The 16052-nt window shown below is 67.1% G+C and carries 10 protein-coding genes; 3 read left to right on the forward strand and 7 right to left on the reverse strand.

The features are described from left to right. Positions 1–10: 10 nt before the first annotated feature. The 5 genes from BMX37_RS13850 to BMX37_RS13870 all read right to left on the reverse strand — a co-directional run bounded on the left by BMX37_RS13850 (position 11) and on the right by BMX37_RS13870 (position 7799). Positions 11–1060, reverse strand: coding sequence for a LacI family DNA-binding transcriptional regulator (locus tag BMX37_RS13850; protein WP_093666347.1), 1050 nt, complete (start codon positions 1058–1060; stop codon positions 11–13). A 17-nt stretch (positions 1061–1077) separates the two neighbouring features. Beyond that, a complete protein-coding gene (locus BMX37_RS13855) occupies positions 1078–2580 on the reverse strand; it encodes a tryptophan halogenase family protein (protein ID WP_093666348.1) in 1503 nt (500 codons plus the stop codon). Beyond that, positions 2577–3608, reverse strand: a complete 1032-nt coding sequence (locus BMX37_RS13860) for a cupin-like domain-containing protein (protein WP_093666349.1) — start codon at positions 3606–3608, stop codon at positions 2577–2579. Before BMX37_RS13860 ends, BMX37_RS13855 begins: the two co-directional genes overlap by 4 nt. Next, entirely contained in the window at positions 3601–4317 is a 717-nt protein-coding gene (locus BMX37_RS13865; RefSeq protein WP_093666350.1) for a SapC family protein, read from the reverse strand. Before BMX37_RS13865 ends, BMX37_RS13860 begins: the two co-directional genes overlap by 8 nt. 404 nt (positions 4318–4721) lie before the next feature. Continuing rightward, positions 4722–7799: a TonB-dependent receptor gene (locus BMX37_RS13870; protein ID WP_093666351.1), complete on the reverse strand. Its 3078-nt coding sequence runs from the start codon at positions 7797–7799 to the stop codon at positions 4722–4724. Positions 7800–8049: 250 nt separating this feature from the next. Here BMX37_RS13870 and BMX37_RS13875 point away from each other — a divergent pair, with 250 nt between their 5' ends. From BMX37_RS13875 to BMX37_RS13885, 3 genes are all read left to right on the forward strand, one after another. Continuing rightward, positions 8050–10311, forward strand: a complete 2262-nt coding sequence (locus BMX37_RS13875) for a beta-glucosidase family protein (RefSeq protein WP_093666352.1) — start codon at positions 8050–8052, stop codon at positions 10309–10311. A gap of 61 nt (positions 10312–10372) precedes the next feature. Next, positions 10373–11572, forward strand: coding sequence for an MFS transporter (locus BMX37_RS13880; RefSeq protein ID WP_093666353.1), 1200 nt, complete (start codon positions 10373–10375; stop codon positions 11570–11572). A 349-nt stretch (positions 11573–11921) separates the two neighbouring features. After that, positions 11922–12377: a DUF983 domain-containing protein gene (locus BMX37_RS13885; protein WP_093666438.1), complete on the forward strand. Its 456-nt coding sequence runs from the start codon at positions 11922–11924 to the stop codon at positions 12375–12377. 27 nt (positions 12378–12404) lie between these two features. Here the strand turns inward: BMX37_RS13885 and BMX37_RS13890 are convergent, their stop codons facing one another. Together BMX37_RS13890 and BMX37_RS13895 are read right to left on the reverse strand one after the other, a co-directional pair. Next, a complete protein-coding gene (locus BMX37_RS13890; RefSeq protein ID WP_093666354.1) occupies positions 12405–13658 on the reverse strand; it encodes a TolC family outer membrane protein in 1254 nt (417 codons plus the stop codon). After that, the gene (locus BMX37_RS13895; RefSeq protein ID WP_093666355.1) at positions 13651–16047 is read right to left on the reverse strand and encodes an ABC transporter permease; all 2397 of its coding nucleotides are present in this window, start codon (positions 16045–16047) and stop codon (positions 13651–13653) included. Before BMX37_RS13895 ends, BMX37_RS13890 begins: the two co-directional genes overlap by 8 nt. Positions 16048–16052: the final 5 nt, after the last annotated feature.

Raw genomic sequence — 16052 nt, forward strand, 5'->3', positions numbered from 1 at the left:
TTTGCAAAGGTCAGGGCGCTGGAGCCGTGGTCTGCCGGTGAACGATGCCCGCCGCGATCGTAACCGGAGCCGCGTCACCCTGGCTGTGGCGCCTCTCCTCGATGATGAGCCGTACCGCGCAGGAGGCCACCTCCGCGATCGGCTGCACGATGGCGGTCACCGGCGGATCGGCATGTCGCATCGCCGGCGTGTCGTCGAAGCTGACTAAAGAAAGCTCCCGCGGCACCGCCAGGCCCCGTTCCCGCGCCACCTCCAGCACGCCGAGCGTCATCTGGTCGTTGCTGACGACCAGTGCCGTCGCCCGCTGGTCCAGCGACAGGAGCTGCGTGGCCGCCGTTCGCCCCGACCCGTGGCTGAAATCGCCGGTGGCAAGCAGGTCGGTCGTATCCAGCCCGGCATCGACCATTGCCGCCTGCCATCCGTCGACGCGCCAGCCGCTGAGTTCGTAATCCGCCGGCCCCGCGACAAAGCCGATGCGGCGATGCCCCAGTCCGATCAGATGTTCCGTGGCGAGCCGTGCCGCCCGGTCGTCGTCCATGGTCAGCTTGATGCCACCCCCCGGCCGCAGGGACCCGATCCTGGCGAAGCTGATGCCTTGGTCCTCCAGCAACGTGACGATCCGGCTGTTGCCCGAATGAGGCGGGGTGAGGATGATCCCGTCGGGCTGCACCGCAGCGATCGCGGCCAGCAACTCGCGTTCCAACTGGTCGCTGTGCGTGTCGATCAGTTCTATGATCATCCTGTAGCCATGCTCGGCACAGGTCAGCATGCCGCCCAACAGCATCTGGTCGACCCAGTCCGTGCCCTGGCGGGATCGCCACTCCGCGATCGTTCGCTCCCGGTCGTTCAGCGCGAGGATGAAATAGGAATGCGCGCCCGCCATGCGCTGCGCCGCCAGCGAGGGGACGTAGCCCAGGCGGTCGATCGATTCCTGAACCCGCTGCATCATTTCCGGGCGGACGTTCGGCGCCTTGTTTACGACGCGGCTGACCGTCTGCAACGACACGCCGGCATCGGCGGCGACGTGCCGGATGGTGATCGCTCGGGGACGCTTGGCCATGAACGACGCCTTCCTGCCTAGCGGGCCTGACCCTGTGGCAACACGCCGCAATATCGGGCGACATAGGCACCATGATCCGGCAGGCCGGCCACGGTCCGCCGCGTCGTCTCGCGCAGAGTCTCCAGCAGTTTCGCCAGTTCGTCGTCGCGCAGCTTGCCCGCGATCGGGTGCCGTTCCTGCGGCACGATGCCCTGCCCCATCATCACCTGCACCCAGCTGTTCTCCGCAAACAGCTCCTCGTTCCGGCGAAAGACGCGGCCCGTTTCGCGGAACAGCTCGATCTTCTGCGCCAGCGTGTCCGGGATCTCCATCGCCGCGCATTGCCGCCAGAACGGGCTGTCCCGACGTTCCGTCACCTTATAGTGCAGGATCAGGAAATCCCGGATCTGCAGCATGTCGGCGTTCTGCTGGTCGTTGAACTCGGCGATGTCGCGTTCGCTGACCGGGCCGGCGGGCATCATGCGGATCAGGCGAAGGATCGCTCGCTGGATCAGGTGGATGCTGGTCGATTCCAGCGGCTCCATGAACCCGCCGGACAGGCCGATGGCGATGCAGTTGCGGTGCCATTGCTTGCGGCGGGTTCCCGTCACGAAGCGCAGGCGGTTGGGCTCGGTCAGCACCGGCCCCTGCACATTGCCCAACAGCCGTTCCTGTGCGGCGTCATGGTCGAGATACCGGCTGCAATAGACGATGCCGTTGCCGGTCCTGTGCTGAAGCGGAATGCGCCATTGCCAACCGGCATCATGGGCCATGGCGCGCGTGAACGGCGGCGGTGGCTCCGCACTCTCCGTCTGCACCGCGATGGCGGAGTCGCAGGGAAGATAATGCGTCCAGTCGTCATAGCCGGCATGCAGCGCCTGTTCGATAAGCAGCGCGCGAAACCCGGTGCAATCGAGGAACAGGTCGCCCTCGATCCGTACACCGGAATCGAGCACCAGCGCCGCGATATTCCCGCTTTCGCCATCAAGCGCCACCTGCTGGATACGACCCTCGACCCGCCGCGCGCCGTCCGCCTCCGCCAGTCCGCGCAGGAACCGGCCGTACAGCGTGGAGTCCAGCTGATAGGCGTAGTTCATCCGCTCATCGGGCAGATGCGCAAACCGATTGTCGGCGGCCGCCAGCAGTTCCAGGCAGTACGCGTCGTAGGGCTGGGTGTGTCCGCGGCGCAGCCCCTCCAGCCAGAAATGCTGGAACCCCGCCGACCAGTGATCCTTCCCCGTCAGGCCAAACGAATGGAAATAGCTGTCGCCCGCCCGCTTCCAGCCATCGAACATGATGCCCAGCTTGAACGTCGCGCGGGTGGCGCGCATGAAGTCGGCCTCGTTGATGCCGAGCAAGCGGTTGTAGGTGGCCAGCGGCGGGATCGTCGATTCACCGACGCCGACCGTGCCGATCGCGTCGGACTCGACCAGCGTCAGGTCGACCGCCTTTCCCATCGTCCGCGCGATCGCGGCCGCCGCCATCCACCCGGCGGTGCCGCCGCCGGCGATGACGATGCGATACGGGGCAGGCCCGGTCATCGGCTCAACGACCGCAGCAGAAACGCACGCAGGCGTCCCGCGCTTTCCGGCGTCAACCGGTCCAGGATGCTGCGCGCCGGTCCGGGTATATGCGCCGTGACGCTGTCGTCATTGTCGAAGACGTAATGGTCGAACATGTCCCGCCAGTGCCTTTTCTGATCCTCGGGCAGGTCGCGCACCGCGAGGATGGCATGATTGAGTGCGTCCTGCGGCTGGCCCATCCAGGGGGCGGCCGTCCGCCACCAGTAATTCACCAGGATGTTGAACGCCGCCAGCCCTTCGACATGGTGCCACCACATCGCCGGCACGTAGAGGGCGTCGCCCGCGTCCAGCTCGGCCACCTGCGCATGCTCCAGCGCATCGCGGAACCTGGGATGCGCGTCGAAGTCGGGTGCGTGGAAATCGACCATGCTGACCGCACGACCGGCCGGCGTGTTATCGATCGGCCCGAGGTACAGGTTGCGGAACTGCTCCCGCGGAAACAGTGTGAACCGGCGCCGACCCACCGCAACGCAGGCGAGATTGTCCGGCACATCATTGTGTGCGGCGATCCTTGTGCGCGTTCCCATCCAGATGCTCGCCAGCGGCGCGCGATCGCCCAGATCGACATGGTTCGCCTCGTGCAGGCCGTCGAAATAGCCGAGCACGTCGATGGACGCGAAATAGATCGGCCGCAGGTCCGGCGCGTTCTCGTTGACGTCCAGATGGGCGAACACCTCGTCCAGCCTGGTCTGCACGGTGGCGAAGTTCATCGCCATCGCATCGTCGTAGAACAAGCGTCCGTCGCCGCCCCCCGCGCCCACCGACACGGTGAACGGTCGGTCGCGGCGATGATCCAGCAGATACCGTCGCGCGTCCTTCGCGGAACGTAGGCCCGCCTGTACCAGCGGCCAGTCCGCCACCAATCCGCGTACCACGAACGGCCGGTCGGCCGTTTGCAGCATTGCGTCCAGGGCAGCCGCATCGGCGACCTCCCGTTCCGGAACGCGCGGCAGATCGGCGAATATGTCGTCAGACGGGTCAGCCATGGCGCAACGTCTTGTTCTTGCGCCCGATCAGCTCCGACAGGTTCCCCTGCGACGCCAGCGCCATGAAGATCGGCATCAGATGGCCCTCCCGGTGCAGGTCCGCCACTTCCGACCCGTCCAACGCACGCAGGCGATCCTCGTCGATCACATGAAATCCCACCAGCCGGTTGGTCGATCCATCGTCCAGCGGAACCTCCAGCGTCAACGGCTCCAGCAGGTCGTACCGCTGAAGCGCCGCGAAAAACGCGGCACTCGCCCGGAACCCGACGTCGAGGGCGCCGAGCTTCTCGATCCTGGCGTCCAGAAAGGGCGTCGGGCGTCCATCCGCGTCGAACAACCGCTCGCCTTCACCGTCGCTCAGGCGGGGGCTCGCCATGTCGATATGGACCTGACCGCCCTGCGTGCCCGACGGCGCGCTGCCGATCAGCAACGGCTGGATCGCCATGGCGAGCGGCACGTACCCGGCGTTCCACGTCCCCTGCTCCAGGTACAGGTTCTCGCCATTCTCGAACCCGAACAGCGCCAGCGCGACCATCGAACCGTCTTCCAGGTTGCGCCGAAACAGAATGACATAATCGTTCTGCACGCGCCGGAACTCATCGGGCACGACCAGGCAGCTCATGATCGCATCGCCCATGTCGGCGCTACGATCCTGCCGGATGCGGGTATCGGCATGCGTGGCGGGGGTCAGAATGGCGTGGTCGGGCATGTCATACGGTCCAATGCGACGGTTTCTGTTCTGTAGCGCCACCGGGCACGGCGAAACAGGGATCATCTCTGCCCGGATCACGGTGGGATCGCACGCCAAGCCCGATGCAAGTCCCGCCTCCGCCAAGAGACTTTTTCAGGCGTGATACCGCAGCCGGTCGACCCCTTGCGTCAGAGTTGGAAGCCGTTGCCGTCCCACGTCAGATGCAGCACGCCGAACAGCGTCCTGCCCCGCAAAGCCCACCGCGTCGCCGGCGAGCCCGTACGTCGTGCATCTCACCTGTGACGTCGCCCCACCTTCGCTCCGTCGTCACCGGCGGTCACGCGTTCGGCGGCGGACATGAAAAGGGGCCACTTCCTTTCGCGGAGATGGCCCCTTTCCGTCGTTTCGCTACCAGGTCGGGATCAGAAGTTGATCCGAACGCCGCCGGAATAGCGCGCATCCTGCTTGACCACGAAGGTCACGTTGCGATCCGATCGACGGTGACCGCGCCTGTCCGCACCGGTCAAGTTGATCGCCTCGGCGAACACGGTCACCCCGGGGATGAACTCCCAGCTGGCCGTCGCGTCGAGCTGTCCGTACCCTTCGGTGTAGTACGGGTTGATCCCGCCACCGGCCAGGAACTTCGCACGCCAGTTGTACGACGCGCGGGCCTGGAGGCCGTTCTTGTCGTAGAACACGCTGGCGTTGGCGCTGTCGGACAGGCCGTTCACCGAGAACTGCGACACGCTGGCCGGCAGCGCGTTGTTGTAGTCGCGGTTCCCGTTGACGATCGTGTAGTTCAGGTTGGTACCGAAACCCGTGTTCCAGAAGCTGTGCTGGATCGCGAACTCGAACCCGTCGATCGTCGCGCTATCGTCGCTGTTGAACGGCGTCGAGATCACGAAGTTGACGGGCGCATCCTCCGGCGTGCCCAGGATGGTCTGGACGACACCGTCCGCATCGCGGGTTACCGTGTTCGGATAGTTGGTCGCGATGTAGTTGCGGATGTTGGTGAACGTCGCCTCCTGCCCGCTTGCCGCCAGCGCAGCCAGCGCCGCACGGTAACGCGGTCCGTTCGACGGATCGGTCAGGCCGAACGCGGTCTGACGCACCTGTGTCGTACCGATGTAGTTCGAGACCTTTTTGTGGAAGTATCCGGCCGAGATGTAGCTCTCGGGCGTGTAGTACCACTCCGCCGACAGATCGATGTTCTTCGACTTGAACGGCACCAGGTTCGGATTGCCCTGTCCGCCCGTGCCGTTGCCGCCCGCGCGGAACAGCTGGTCGATCGTCAGGCCACCCTGCAACGAACCGTAATCGGCACGCGTGATGGTGTGGCTGTAAGACGCGCGCAGCTTGACGTTGCGGATCGGCTGCACGTCGAAGTCGAACGAAGGCAACCACTCGTCATAGCTGCCGGTGAAGGTCGTGAAGGTGTTCTGGCCCGGCACGTTGATGACGTTGAACTCGTTCTGCGAGTTCTGGCGGGTACCGCTCGGCAACGGCACCAGCGCGGTCGAACGCACGGTCGTATTCTCGTACCGCAGGCCCGCGATGAAGTGGGCCGGGTTGTTGAACAGGTCGAACTTGTTGTTGATCTGCAGGTACGGCGCGACCGTCTTTTCACGGATGCGACGATCGGTCGTGTACGGCGTCAGGCAGTTCCCGTCGCCGCCGCAGATGCCATAGCGCTGGTCGAGCAGGCCGACGACCTGTTCGAAATTATAGCCGTAGAACTGCTGCGCCATGCCGGCAGCGCCCGTACCATCGATGCCCTTGAACTTGCTGGGGATGTCGATCGGCTTGAAGATGTCGTCCGGCAGCAGGGCCGCCGCGGCCGCCCGCGCCGCCGGGCTGTCGCCGCCGGTGCCGCCCCACGTGTCGTTCTGCAACACGCCATAGGCCGAACGCACCTTGTTGTCGGTGTACGCGAAGCCCCAGTCGATCGAATCCAGGAAGCTGCCTTCGTGGTCGTAATGACCCTTCACCTGCACCTGGTTGATCCGGTCGCGGAAGTACGAGTTGCGGAACGCGTTGCCCGTCGGCGTGATCAGCGCCGCGTTCAACGGGTCGATGCCCGGCTGCATCGCATAGGAGATGACCGGCAGGTCGTTGTCGAAGTTGATCGACTGGCTAGCCACGCCGAAGATCGCCGTGCCCAGCGAGTTGCTGTTGCCGTACTTGTTGGTCGGCTTGGACTCGGCGGTCGAGTGATGCGCGTCGATCGCCATGGTGACGCCGCCCGGCGCTTCCCAGGTCAGGTTGCCGCCAAGCGACTTGTTCTCGGTCCGGTACGCGGTCAGCGCACTGGAATAGGACAGGTCCTTCGCCTCGCCCGGGGTGAAGCGCTCGGTGTAGAAGACAGGCCCCGCGACCGGGCCATCAGTCCATGCCGACGAGGTGTTGTTGTGGTTGAACCAGATGCCGACATTGGCATTGCGGGTTTTCACCTCGTTACGCGAATAGGTGTAGTCGACCGTCGCGGTCAGGCTGTCCGTCGGCTTCGCCTGCAGGACCAGCTGCCCGTTGATACGCTCGCGGCTGATGTCGTTGACGTCGTAGGACGCGTTCTGCGGCACTTCGTAGACGTCGTTCGGACCCGGCCGGTTGGTGATGTTGGCGGCACGCGGATCACCCGGCTGCGCCAGCGAGCCCCAGTTGTTCTCGGAACCCAGATAGCCGTCGCGATAGCCGACGTTCGCCTGGTTCACCGACGCATGACGCTTCTGATACACCCCGTTGAACAGGATGCCGATCCGATCGTCGGCGAAGGTGGTCGAGAAGATGCCCGACACCTCCGGCGTGATATCGTTCTTGCCGTTTTGCGACGTGTCCACCACACCGCGCGCGGCGACGGACCCCCGTGTCCCCATCTTGTCGAACGGGCGCGGGGTGCGGATGTTGATGGTCGAACCGATACCGCCCGACGGCACGGACGCACGGCCCGACTTGTACACCTCGAGCGCCGCGATGCCTTCGGACGCCAGGTTGGCGAAGTCGAACGCGCGCGAACCCGGCGCGCTGTTGCCGTCACCGATCACGGAGGTCGGCAGCTGGCGACCGTTCAGCACGACCAGATTGTATTCCGGACCCAGGCCGCGGACGGTGACGAACGACCCTTCGCCGTTGGAACGGTCGATCGACACGCCGGTGATGCGCTGCAGCGACTCGGCCAGGTTCGTATCGGGGAACTTGCCGATATCCTCGGCGGAGATGGCATCGACGATGCCCTGCCCCTCGCGCTTGATGTCCTGCGACGCGCGCAGGCTGGCGCGGATGCCGGTTACGACGACGTCCTCGCCGGCCTCGGTCGGATCCACCGTCGCGGAGGCAGGCTGACCCGCATCAGACTGCGGCTGCGGCGCGATCTCGGAAGAACCGCTGTTGCCGACGGTTGCGGCAGCGTCCTGCGCCCACGCCGATGCGGACACGCCCGCAAGCGCGACAGCCGACGTGCCGATGAAAAAACGCGAAAGCGAGCGAGCCGTGAAGCCACGCATCCAGTATCCTCCCCATATAGACGCGCATCGCTCGCGCCTTGAAACATGAGAACGTTCACTCTTTTGCCGTCGCCAACTTGTCAAGGCGACGCGCATGGTTATTGTGAACGTTCCCCCGAACGCGACGCCGATCCGTACGCAGGTGTGACAATTCTGCACCTGACCGGATCAGGACGCTCCGCGCGGCGTAAATGGTTAAAAACAGCGTGCGCTTCGGACCCGACCGTCCTGACGCACCAGAGGAGAGACGATGTCGAAGTTGCTGCGCGCCGCCCTGGTCGGCGCATCCATGATGACGGTTGTCGCAACGGGCGCAGGCGCGCAGAGCGGCACGTCCGTGTCGCCGTCGCCGGCTACCTCGGCGCAGGCGCGCGCCCGTGCCGACGCCATCGTCGCGCGCATGTCCCAGGATGAAAAGTTGGCGCTGGTCCACGGCCTGTTCCCGCCGATGGCCGCCGGCAAGAGCCGCAACGAGCTGATCCCGTCCGCTGGTCACATCGACGGCGTGCCGCGCCTTGGCGTGCCGCTGGTTCGGGAGAGCGATGCCTCGCTGGGGGTCGCCAACCAGGTCGAGCAGCGCAAGGGCGATGTCGCCACGGCGCTGCCCTCCGGATTGGCCACCGCGGCGACCTTCGATCCCGCTATCGCCCGCGCAGGCGGCGCGATGATCGGGTCGGAAGCGCGTGCGAAGCGCTTCAACGTCCTGCTTGCGGGCGGCGTCAACCTGACGCGCGATCCCTGGAACGGCCGCAACTTCGAATATCTGGGTGAGGACCCGCTGCTCGCCGGAACCATGGCCGGCGCGCACATCGCCGGTGTGCAAAGCAACCGCATCGTGTCCACGGTCAAGCACCTTGCCCTGAACGCGCAGGAAACCGGCCGCATGGTGGTGGATGCCCGGATCGACGAGGCGGCGTTGAGGATGAGCGACCTGCTCGCCTTCCAGATCGCCATCGAACAAGGAAAACCCGGATCGGTCATGTGCGCCTACAACAAGGTGAACGGCGACTGGGCGTGCGAGAACAACCACCTGCTGAACGACGTGCTGAAGCGGGATTGGGGCTATCCGGGCTGGGTCATGAGCGACTGGGGCGCGGTGCATTCCACGGCAAAGGCGGCCAATGCCGGCCTGGACCAGCAGTCCGGCCAGGAACTGGACAAGGCGCTGTATTTCGATGCGGCGTTGAAGCAGGCAGTGGACAAGGGGACCGTGTCGGCACGGCGACTGGACGACATGGTCGCGCGCTATCTGACCGGCCTGATCGAAACAGGCGCCTATGACACGCCGATGCCGACGGCCGCGCAGACGCCGCCCTACGCCCGCAATGCGGATGTCGCGCAGCGCGCCGCGGAGGCCGGCATCGTGCTGCTGAAGAATCAGGGCAACCTGCTTCCGATCGCGCGCTCGGCAAAGCGCATCGTGGTGATCGGCGGCAATGCCGATGTCGGCGTGCTGTCGGGCGGCGGTTCGTCGCAGGTGCGGTCGGTAGGCGGCGCGCCGGTCGAAATCCCGCTCGCCTATGGCGGATCGGCATCGTTCGCACGCATCACCTACCACGCATCCTCACCCCTTCTCGCCCTGCGCAAGGCGCTGCCGGGCGTGGAGGTCAGCTGGGTCGACGGTCGCAACCTGAACGCCACGGTCGACGCGGCGAAGGCCGCCGATCTGGCCATCGTGTTCGCGACCCAATGGACCACGGAGGCGGACGACGTGCCCGATCTGCGCCTGCCCAATCAGCAGGACGCGCTGATCGCCGCGATTGCCGCCGCGCAACCGCATACGGTCGCCGTGATGGAAACGGGTGGTCCGGTGCTGATGCCGTGGATCGATCACGTGCCCGTCGTCGTCCAGGCCTGGTACCCCGGCCAACGCGGCGGCGAGGCGATCGCCAATATCCTTACGGGACGGGTCAACCCGTCCGGCCGACTGCCGATCACCTTTCCCGCCGACGCGTCGCAGCCTGTGCGTCCGCGCCCCGTCGGACTGGATCGCCTGAACGGGCTGGACGCGGCCGCCGCCGCCAACCCCGCTGCCGCGTCGACCCAGACGCTGCAAAGCTTTCCCGTCGACTATGTCGAGGGCGCCGATGTCGGCTATCGCTGGTACGAGAAGAAGGGGATGAAGCCGCTGTTCCCGTTCGGATACGGGCTCAGCTACACGCAGTTCGCCTATCGCAACCCCGTGGTGACCGGCGGTCGCACGCTGACCCTATCGTTCGACGTGGTGAACACCGGCTCCCGCGCCGGGGCCGATGTGCCGCAGATGTATGTGACACGGGAAAAGGGCGGTGCACCGATGCGCCTCGCCGCGTTCACCCGCGTGACCCTGAACCCGGGCGAGACACGGCGCGTGACGCTGACCGCAGAGCCGCGGGTGGTCGCCGATTACGACGTGAAGATGCCGGGGTGGCGGATCGATGCCGGCCGCTACACCGTCGCGCTGGGGCATGACGCGGCCGATCGCAGCACCGTGTCATCCGCCACGCTGCAAGCCGCCACGATGAAGCCCTGATCGATTATGAGGCCGCGTCCCGGTTGTGGGACGCGGCCATCGCGGGCAGGGTCGATCAGCGATGCTGTCCCGTTCCTCGCCCACCCGGCCGCCGCGCGGATTGTTGTTGATCTTCGCCCTCGCCAATGTCGGCGGCGTCGCCGCGTATCTGCCGCTGCTGACGCTGCTGCTGCCGCTGAAGATCGAGGCGTTGGGCAAGGGCGACCATATCGGCGTCTTCACCGCCTGCGTCACGGCGGGCGCGGTCGCGGCCAGCCTGTCGAACATCCTGTTCGGCTGGCTCAGCGACCGGGCCGTGTCGCGCGGCCGGGGTCGGCGGACATGGATGGCGGGCGGCCTGGCCGCCACCGCCGCCAGCTATGCCGCCCTCACCCTCTCGGCGACACCGCTCCAGATCGTCGCCGGGGTGGTCGCCTTCCAGTGCGCGGTCAACGCGCTGCTTGCCCCGATGCACGCGATCATGTCCGAGGAAGTGCCCGACGCGCAGAAGGGTATGCTGGGCGGCCTGCTGGCGCTCGGCAGCCCTGCGGCCTCGGCACTGGCGACGCTGCTGGTCGGATGGAACACGCTGCCCGATGCCGCCCGCTTCATGCTGGTACCGACAGCCGTCGCCGCCTGCACATTGCCGCTGCTCGTTGGCCGAGCCCGGTTGGCCGTCGCACCGCCAGCGCCACACCTCCGGGAGCCGGCGCCCACCCGCGACCTTGCCGTGGCGGGCATCGCCCGGTTGCTGGTGCAGATCGCCGCGGCCGTGACCCAAGCGTACCTGATCTATTATTTCGAAAGTCTGGTCGACGATCCGCATCGCGCCGCCCTTCCTGCGCGGATCGGCCATCTGCTGACGATCGCGTTCCTGCTTCCGCTGCCCATCGCGCTGGTGCTCGGACGCGTGTCGGACGTGATGCGTCGGCGAAAGCCCGTGCTGCTGACGGCGGCGGCTGTCGCGGCGGCGGGGTTGGCCGGCATGGCGCTCGCCCGAGACTGGTCGAGCGGCGCGGTCGCGTTCAGCGTGTACACCGCCGGATCGGCCGCCTTTGTCGCACTCCATGCCGCGTTTTCGATGCAGTTGCTGCCCGACCCACAGCATCGCGGCCGCGATCTTGGCTTGCTCAACTTAGCAAACACACTGCCATCGCTGCTGGGGCCGCCGTTGACCTGGATGCTGGCCACCCCGCGCGACTTCAGCGCGGCGATGCTGGCGCTGGCCGTGCTGACTTTGTGCGGTGGGCTGACGATGCTGGGCGTCAGGGCCTGGCGATAGGGAGACGCGCTCGGCAGAGCGGCGTGCGCATCGTTGACCGCATGGACGATCGACCCCTTTCCCCCCGCCAGCGAAATGGTCGTGACGTGCACGCCCGGCGTTCGCGGCATCTCCATCGCGCTGTCCAGCACGATGTTCGGGTCGGCTGTGAAATCGGCGTAGATGCCCATCCCGGCCGCGTCGTGCGTGCTGACATGATCCGCGACCTTGTTGGCGGCCCAACCCCGCCCGCTGCCCGCCATATACTCGGTCTGTCTGTCGCGTCAGAAGGACCGTCGGCCCTATCGCCCTTGGAAACCGGGACGTTTTGTCCAATGGCCGTGGCGGCCCTGCGTCCTACATGATCGTCATGGACCCTCGATCGAACGAACCGCCCGTGACACCGGCAGGCGACCAGAAGCTTCGCTGGATCCTGCGCTGTGGGTGGAAGGGGCTGTGTCCGCGCTGCGGCGAGGGGCGGATGTTCAAATCGTGGCTGAAGATCACCGATCGGTGCGACCGGTGCGGGCTGGATTACCGCTTTGCCGCGCCGGACGACGGGCCCGCATTCTTCTCGCTCTGCATCATCTCGGTGCCGCTGGTCGCGTTCATGGTGTGGCTGGAGGCGGTGCATAGCCCGCCTTTGTGGGTGCACCTCGTCACCTCCGTGCCGCTGTTGCTGATCGGGACGTTGCTGCCGCTGCGTCCGATCAAGGGATGGCTGGTCGCGTCGCAGTTCGTGAATCGCGCGCAGGAGGCGGGCACCGGGCGGCTGTGGACGCAGCTGCATGGCACGGCGGCCGACACCAACGATTTCGACCAATGACGCGCGTTCACATGGGCCATCTCCGCCTCAGCCGAAGGCATCGGGCCGCATCCGCCCGGTAGCGCGCAACAGCGCGGCCTGGCTGGTCAGGACATCCGACCGCGCCCGCGCGACGTCGAGTTGCGCCGCGCGGAAGCTCTGGTCGGCGACCAGGATGTCGATGGTGGAGCGCAGGCCGAACCCATATTCCGTCCGCACTCCCTTCAGCGCCAGATCGGCCGCCGCCAGCGCCTCGATCCCGGCACGCAACCTGCCCTGCGCCGCCATCAGCGCCGCCCATGCGGAATCGGCGTCGCGCACCGCCTCCCTCGCGGCGGCATCGGCCTGGAAACGCTCCGCATGCCAATTGGCCTCCGCCTGCCGGACGCGCGACGCGACAAGGCCGCCGGTCAGCAGCGGCAGGCGCAGGTTCGCCCCCACACTGGCCGCGCTGTCGAACCCGCGCCAGTCGCCGCCCGCGATGCGCACGCCCCGGCCATAGCCGCCCGCCAGATCGATCGTCGGCGCGCGTTCCGCCCGAGCCTGATCGATCCGCGCGGCAGAGGCATCCGCCGTGCGGCGCTGCGCCAGAAGCAGCGGGTTGGCCTGTTCCGCCGCCTGTCGCGCGTCGGCAAGGCTGCGGGGCAGCAGGGCGGACGGCGGCACATCGGGTGCCAACGACCCGGCATCCTGTCCCACCACCGCACGATATTCGGCCTGGGCCGCGGCCAGCGCCCCTTCCGCATCGGCGAGGTTGGCCGCGACGCTTGCCCGCTGAGCCTGAAGCTGCGCCACGTCCGTCCGCGTCGCCTGCCCCAGATCATAGCGGGAGCGCGCCTCCGTCACCTGTCGGTCGAGGCGTTCGATGCCGACCCGCGCCACCTCCGCCGCCTGTTGATTGAACAACAGGTCGGCATAGGCCGCCACGACACGCTGGAGCATCGCCGCCTCCGCGTCGCGCAGTCGCTCCTCCCCCGCCGCCACGTCGCGGGTCGCCGCGCGGGTGGCCGACGCCACCCGACCGCCCGTCCAGATCGGCAGCGCGGCCGTGACCCCACCGACGCCGGAGCGGCCATAGCCCAGCCGGTCGTACCCCGCAGTGCCGCCGGTCTCCACGACCAGTCGGCCGGCGGCTCGCGCCTGTTCGGGCAGTTCCGCCAGCGCCTGCTGCCGGGCGCGGGCGGCGGCCAAATCCGGGTTCGTCGCGACGGCGGTCGCGATCGCCTGCGGCAACGTCTCCGCCCCGGCATGGGCGGACGCCAGCAAGGCTCCCGCGATCAGAAGGGCACGCCCCTTAGTCATGGCGCAGCGCCCATGCCGGCGCCGCACGACTGGCGCGCAGCGACTGGCCCAGCACGGTCAGCACCGCGATCGCCAGCGCCAACAGGCTGGCGCCCACGAAATACAAGGGCGACAACGCGATGCGATCGTCGAACCCAGCCAGCCATGCCCGCATGGCAACAAAGGCGAGCGGCCATGCCAGCAGGTTCGCGATCAGCACGGGGCGCAGGAACTGCCCGACTAGCAGCTTCACGATGTCGGCGGACGAGGCGCCCAGCGTCTTGCGAATGCCGACCTCCTTCACCCGCCGCGCGGTATTGAACGACGCCAGGCCCCACAGCCCGACACAGCCGATCAGCACCGCCAGCCCGGCCCCGATGCCGAACAGCCGTGCGGCACGCTCGTCCGCCTTGTAATAGTCCTGCAGGTCCTGGGTCGCCGTTTTCGCGGAGAAGGGCACCTGCGGCGCCACCCGCCGCCAGATCGCGCGGAGCTGTTCGACCATCCGGCGCGGGTCGCCCTCGACGCGCAGGGTGGTGCGCGGGAATTGTGCCTGACCGGAGGCGTAGTAATAAACCGTGCCGTTCACCGGGTCGCGCGGCGAGAAGAAGCGCGCGTCGTCCACGACGCCGATGATGGTTCGCGGCGCTCCGTTCCCGACGGTCCTGCCAACCGCCGCCATTGGGGTCGCGAAACCAAGCAGACCGGCAGCACGTCTGTTCACCAAGATGTTGACCGGGTCGCTGTCCTTTGGCGCGTTACGCATGTCGTCCAGGCGGTGCGCCGCGTCTGGCAGGCGCCCGGCCAGCAATCGGAAGCCGAAGGTCGGAAAGAAGTCGGGTCCAACCGTGATCCATTGCAGGCTGGGTCCGCTGTCCGAGCGGCCTGGTACCTCGACATTGGCGCTGTTGCCGGTGCTGTACCCTGGAGTGGAGTCGGATGTCGTCACCATCCGCACGCCGGGCAGCCGGCGCACCTCCTGAAGGAAGGACGCAACCTGCGCCTTGTCCAGGGCGCTGTCAGCAGTGGACCCGACGATCACCAGCCCGTCGCGGCGAAAGCCCAGGTCGGTGCTGCGGACGTGCTGCGTCTGCGCGACCAGCACGGTGGTCCCGACCGTGAACGCGATGGCGAGCGCGAACTGGAACACGACCAGCGCCTCACGCACGCGCGTCCCTGCCCGTCCGCCGCCCGGCGACCGCGCCGACGCCAGCACCGCCGCGGCGGGAAAGCGCGACAGCAGCACCGCGGGATACAGGCCGGCGATGAGCGCGACGATCAGCGTCAGCCCGATCAGCGCAGGCACCACGAGGCCATAGGGCATGACAAGCGACAACCCGCCCGCCGAGTTGACCAGCGGCAGACCCAGTTCGGCCAGGATCAGGCCGATCAGCGCGGCAAGCGCCACGGTCAGCACCGCCTCCCCCAGGAACTGTCGGACAAGCGCACCACGATCGGCGCCCAGCACCTTTCGCATCGCCACTTCGCGCGCGCGCAGACCGGCCCGCGCGGTGGCGAGGTTCACGTAATTGACGATCGCGATCAGCAGCGTGAGCAGCCCGACCAGGCCGAGCGTCGTCATCGTCAGCTTTCGGCCGGGCGTCTGCAGGTGCAGGTCGGTGACCGGCGTCACCGGCAGGCTCAGCTGTTTGGTGACGTCTCCCAGATCCTTCGCCCCGCGACGATCGACAAAGCCGCGAAGCTGTCCGGCCAGGCGCGCGGCGTCGGCGGGCGTGTCGAAGCGCAGCCAGGTCATGACGCGCTCGCTGCCCCAATGCCTCCACATCGCGTCGGGATGGGGCGAGGGCATGCGCGCGATGATCGAGAATCGCTGCACCGTCGCTTTGGGCAGGTCGCGAAAGACACCGGCGATGCGATAGTTCGCCGCCTTACCCATCACGGCGAGTGTGATGGTGCGCCCGATCGGGTCTACGCCCGAATAATATTTCCCGGCCGTGGTCTCGTCGACCAGAACGGCCGACGGGTCGCGCAGCGCGCGCCGTCCGTCACCCCGCGCCATCGGCAACGGAACCACGTCCAGGAAATCGGGATCGGCGTAGCCGAATGCTTCCGACGTGGCGGAGCCGGGGCGGATCACGTTCGCATCCATCACCTGCATCCGTGTGCCGACGATGCCGGGAAAATCCTCGCGCAGCTCGTCGATCAGCCCGCCCATCGTGCCGGTGCTGTACCCGTTGGCGGGGCTGCCGGGCTGGTTCCAATATTCCTCGACCACATACAGCTTGTCATGATCCGGCAGCCATTTTTCGTAGCTGGTCTCGAACCGCACATAGAGGCCGAGGACCAGGAACACGGCGATCCCCACCGCCAGCCCCCCGATGTTGAGCGCGGCGTAGAGCCGGTGCCGGGTCAGGGAGCGGTAGAGCGACAGAAGGGCGGAGCGGTTCATGCGTT

The sequence above is a fragment of the Sphingomonas gellani genome, from assembly GCF_900110035.1.
Taxonomy (GTDB): Bacteria; Pseudomonadota; Alphaproteobacteria; order Sphingomonadales; family Sphingomonadaceae; genus Sphingomonas; species Sphingomonas gellani.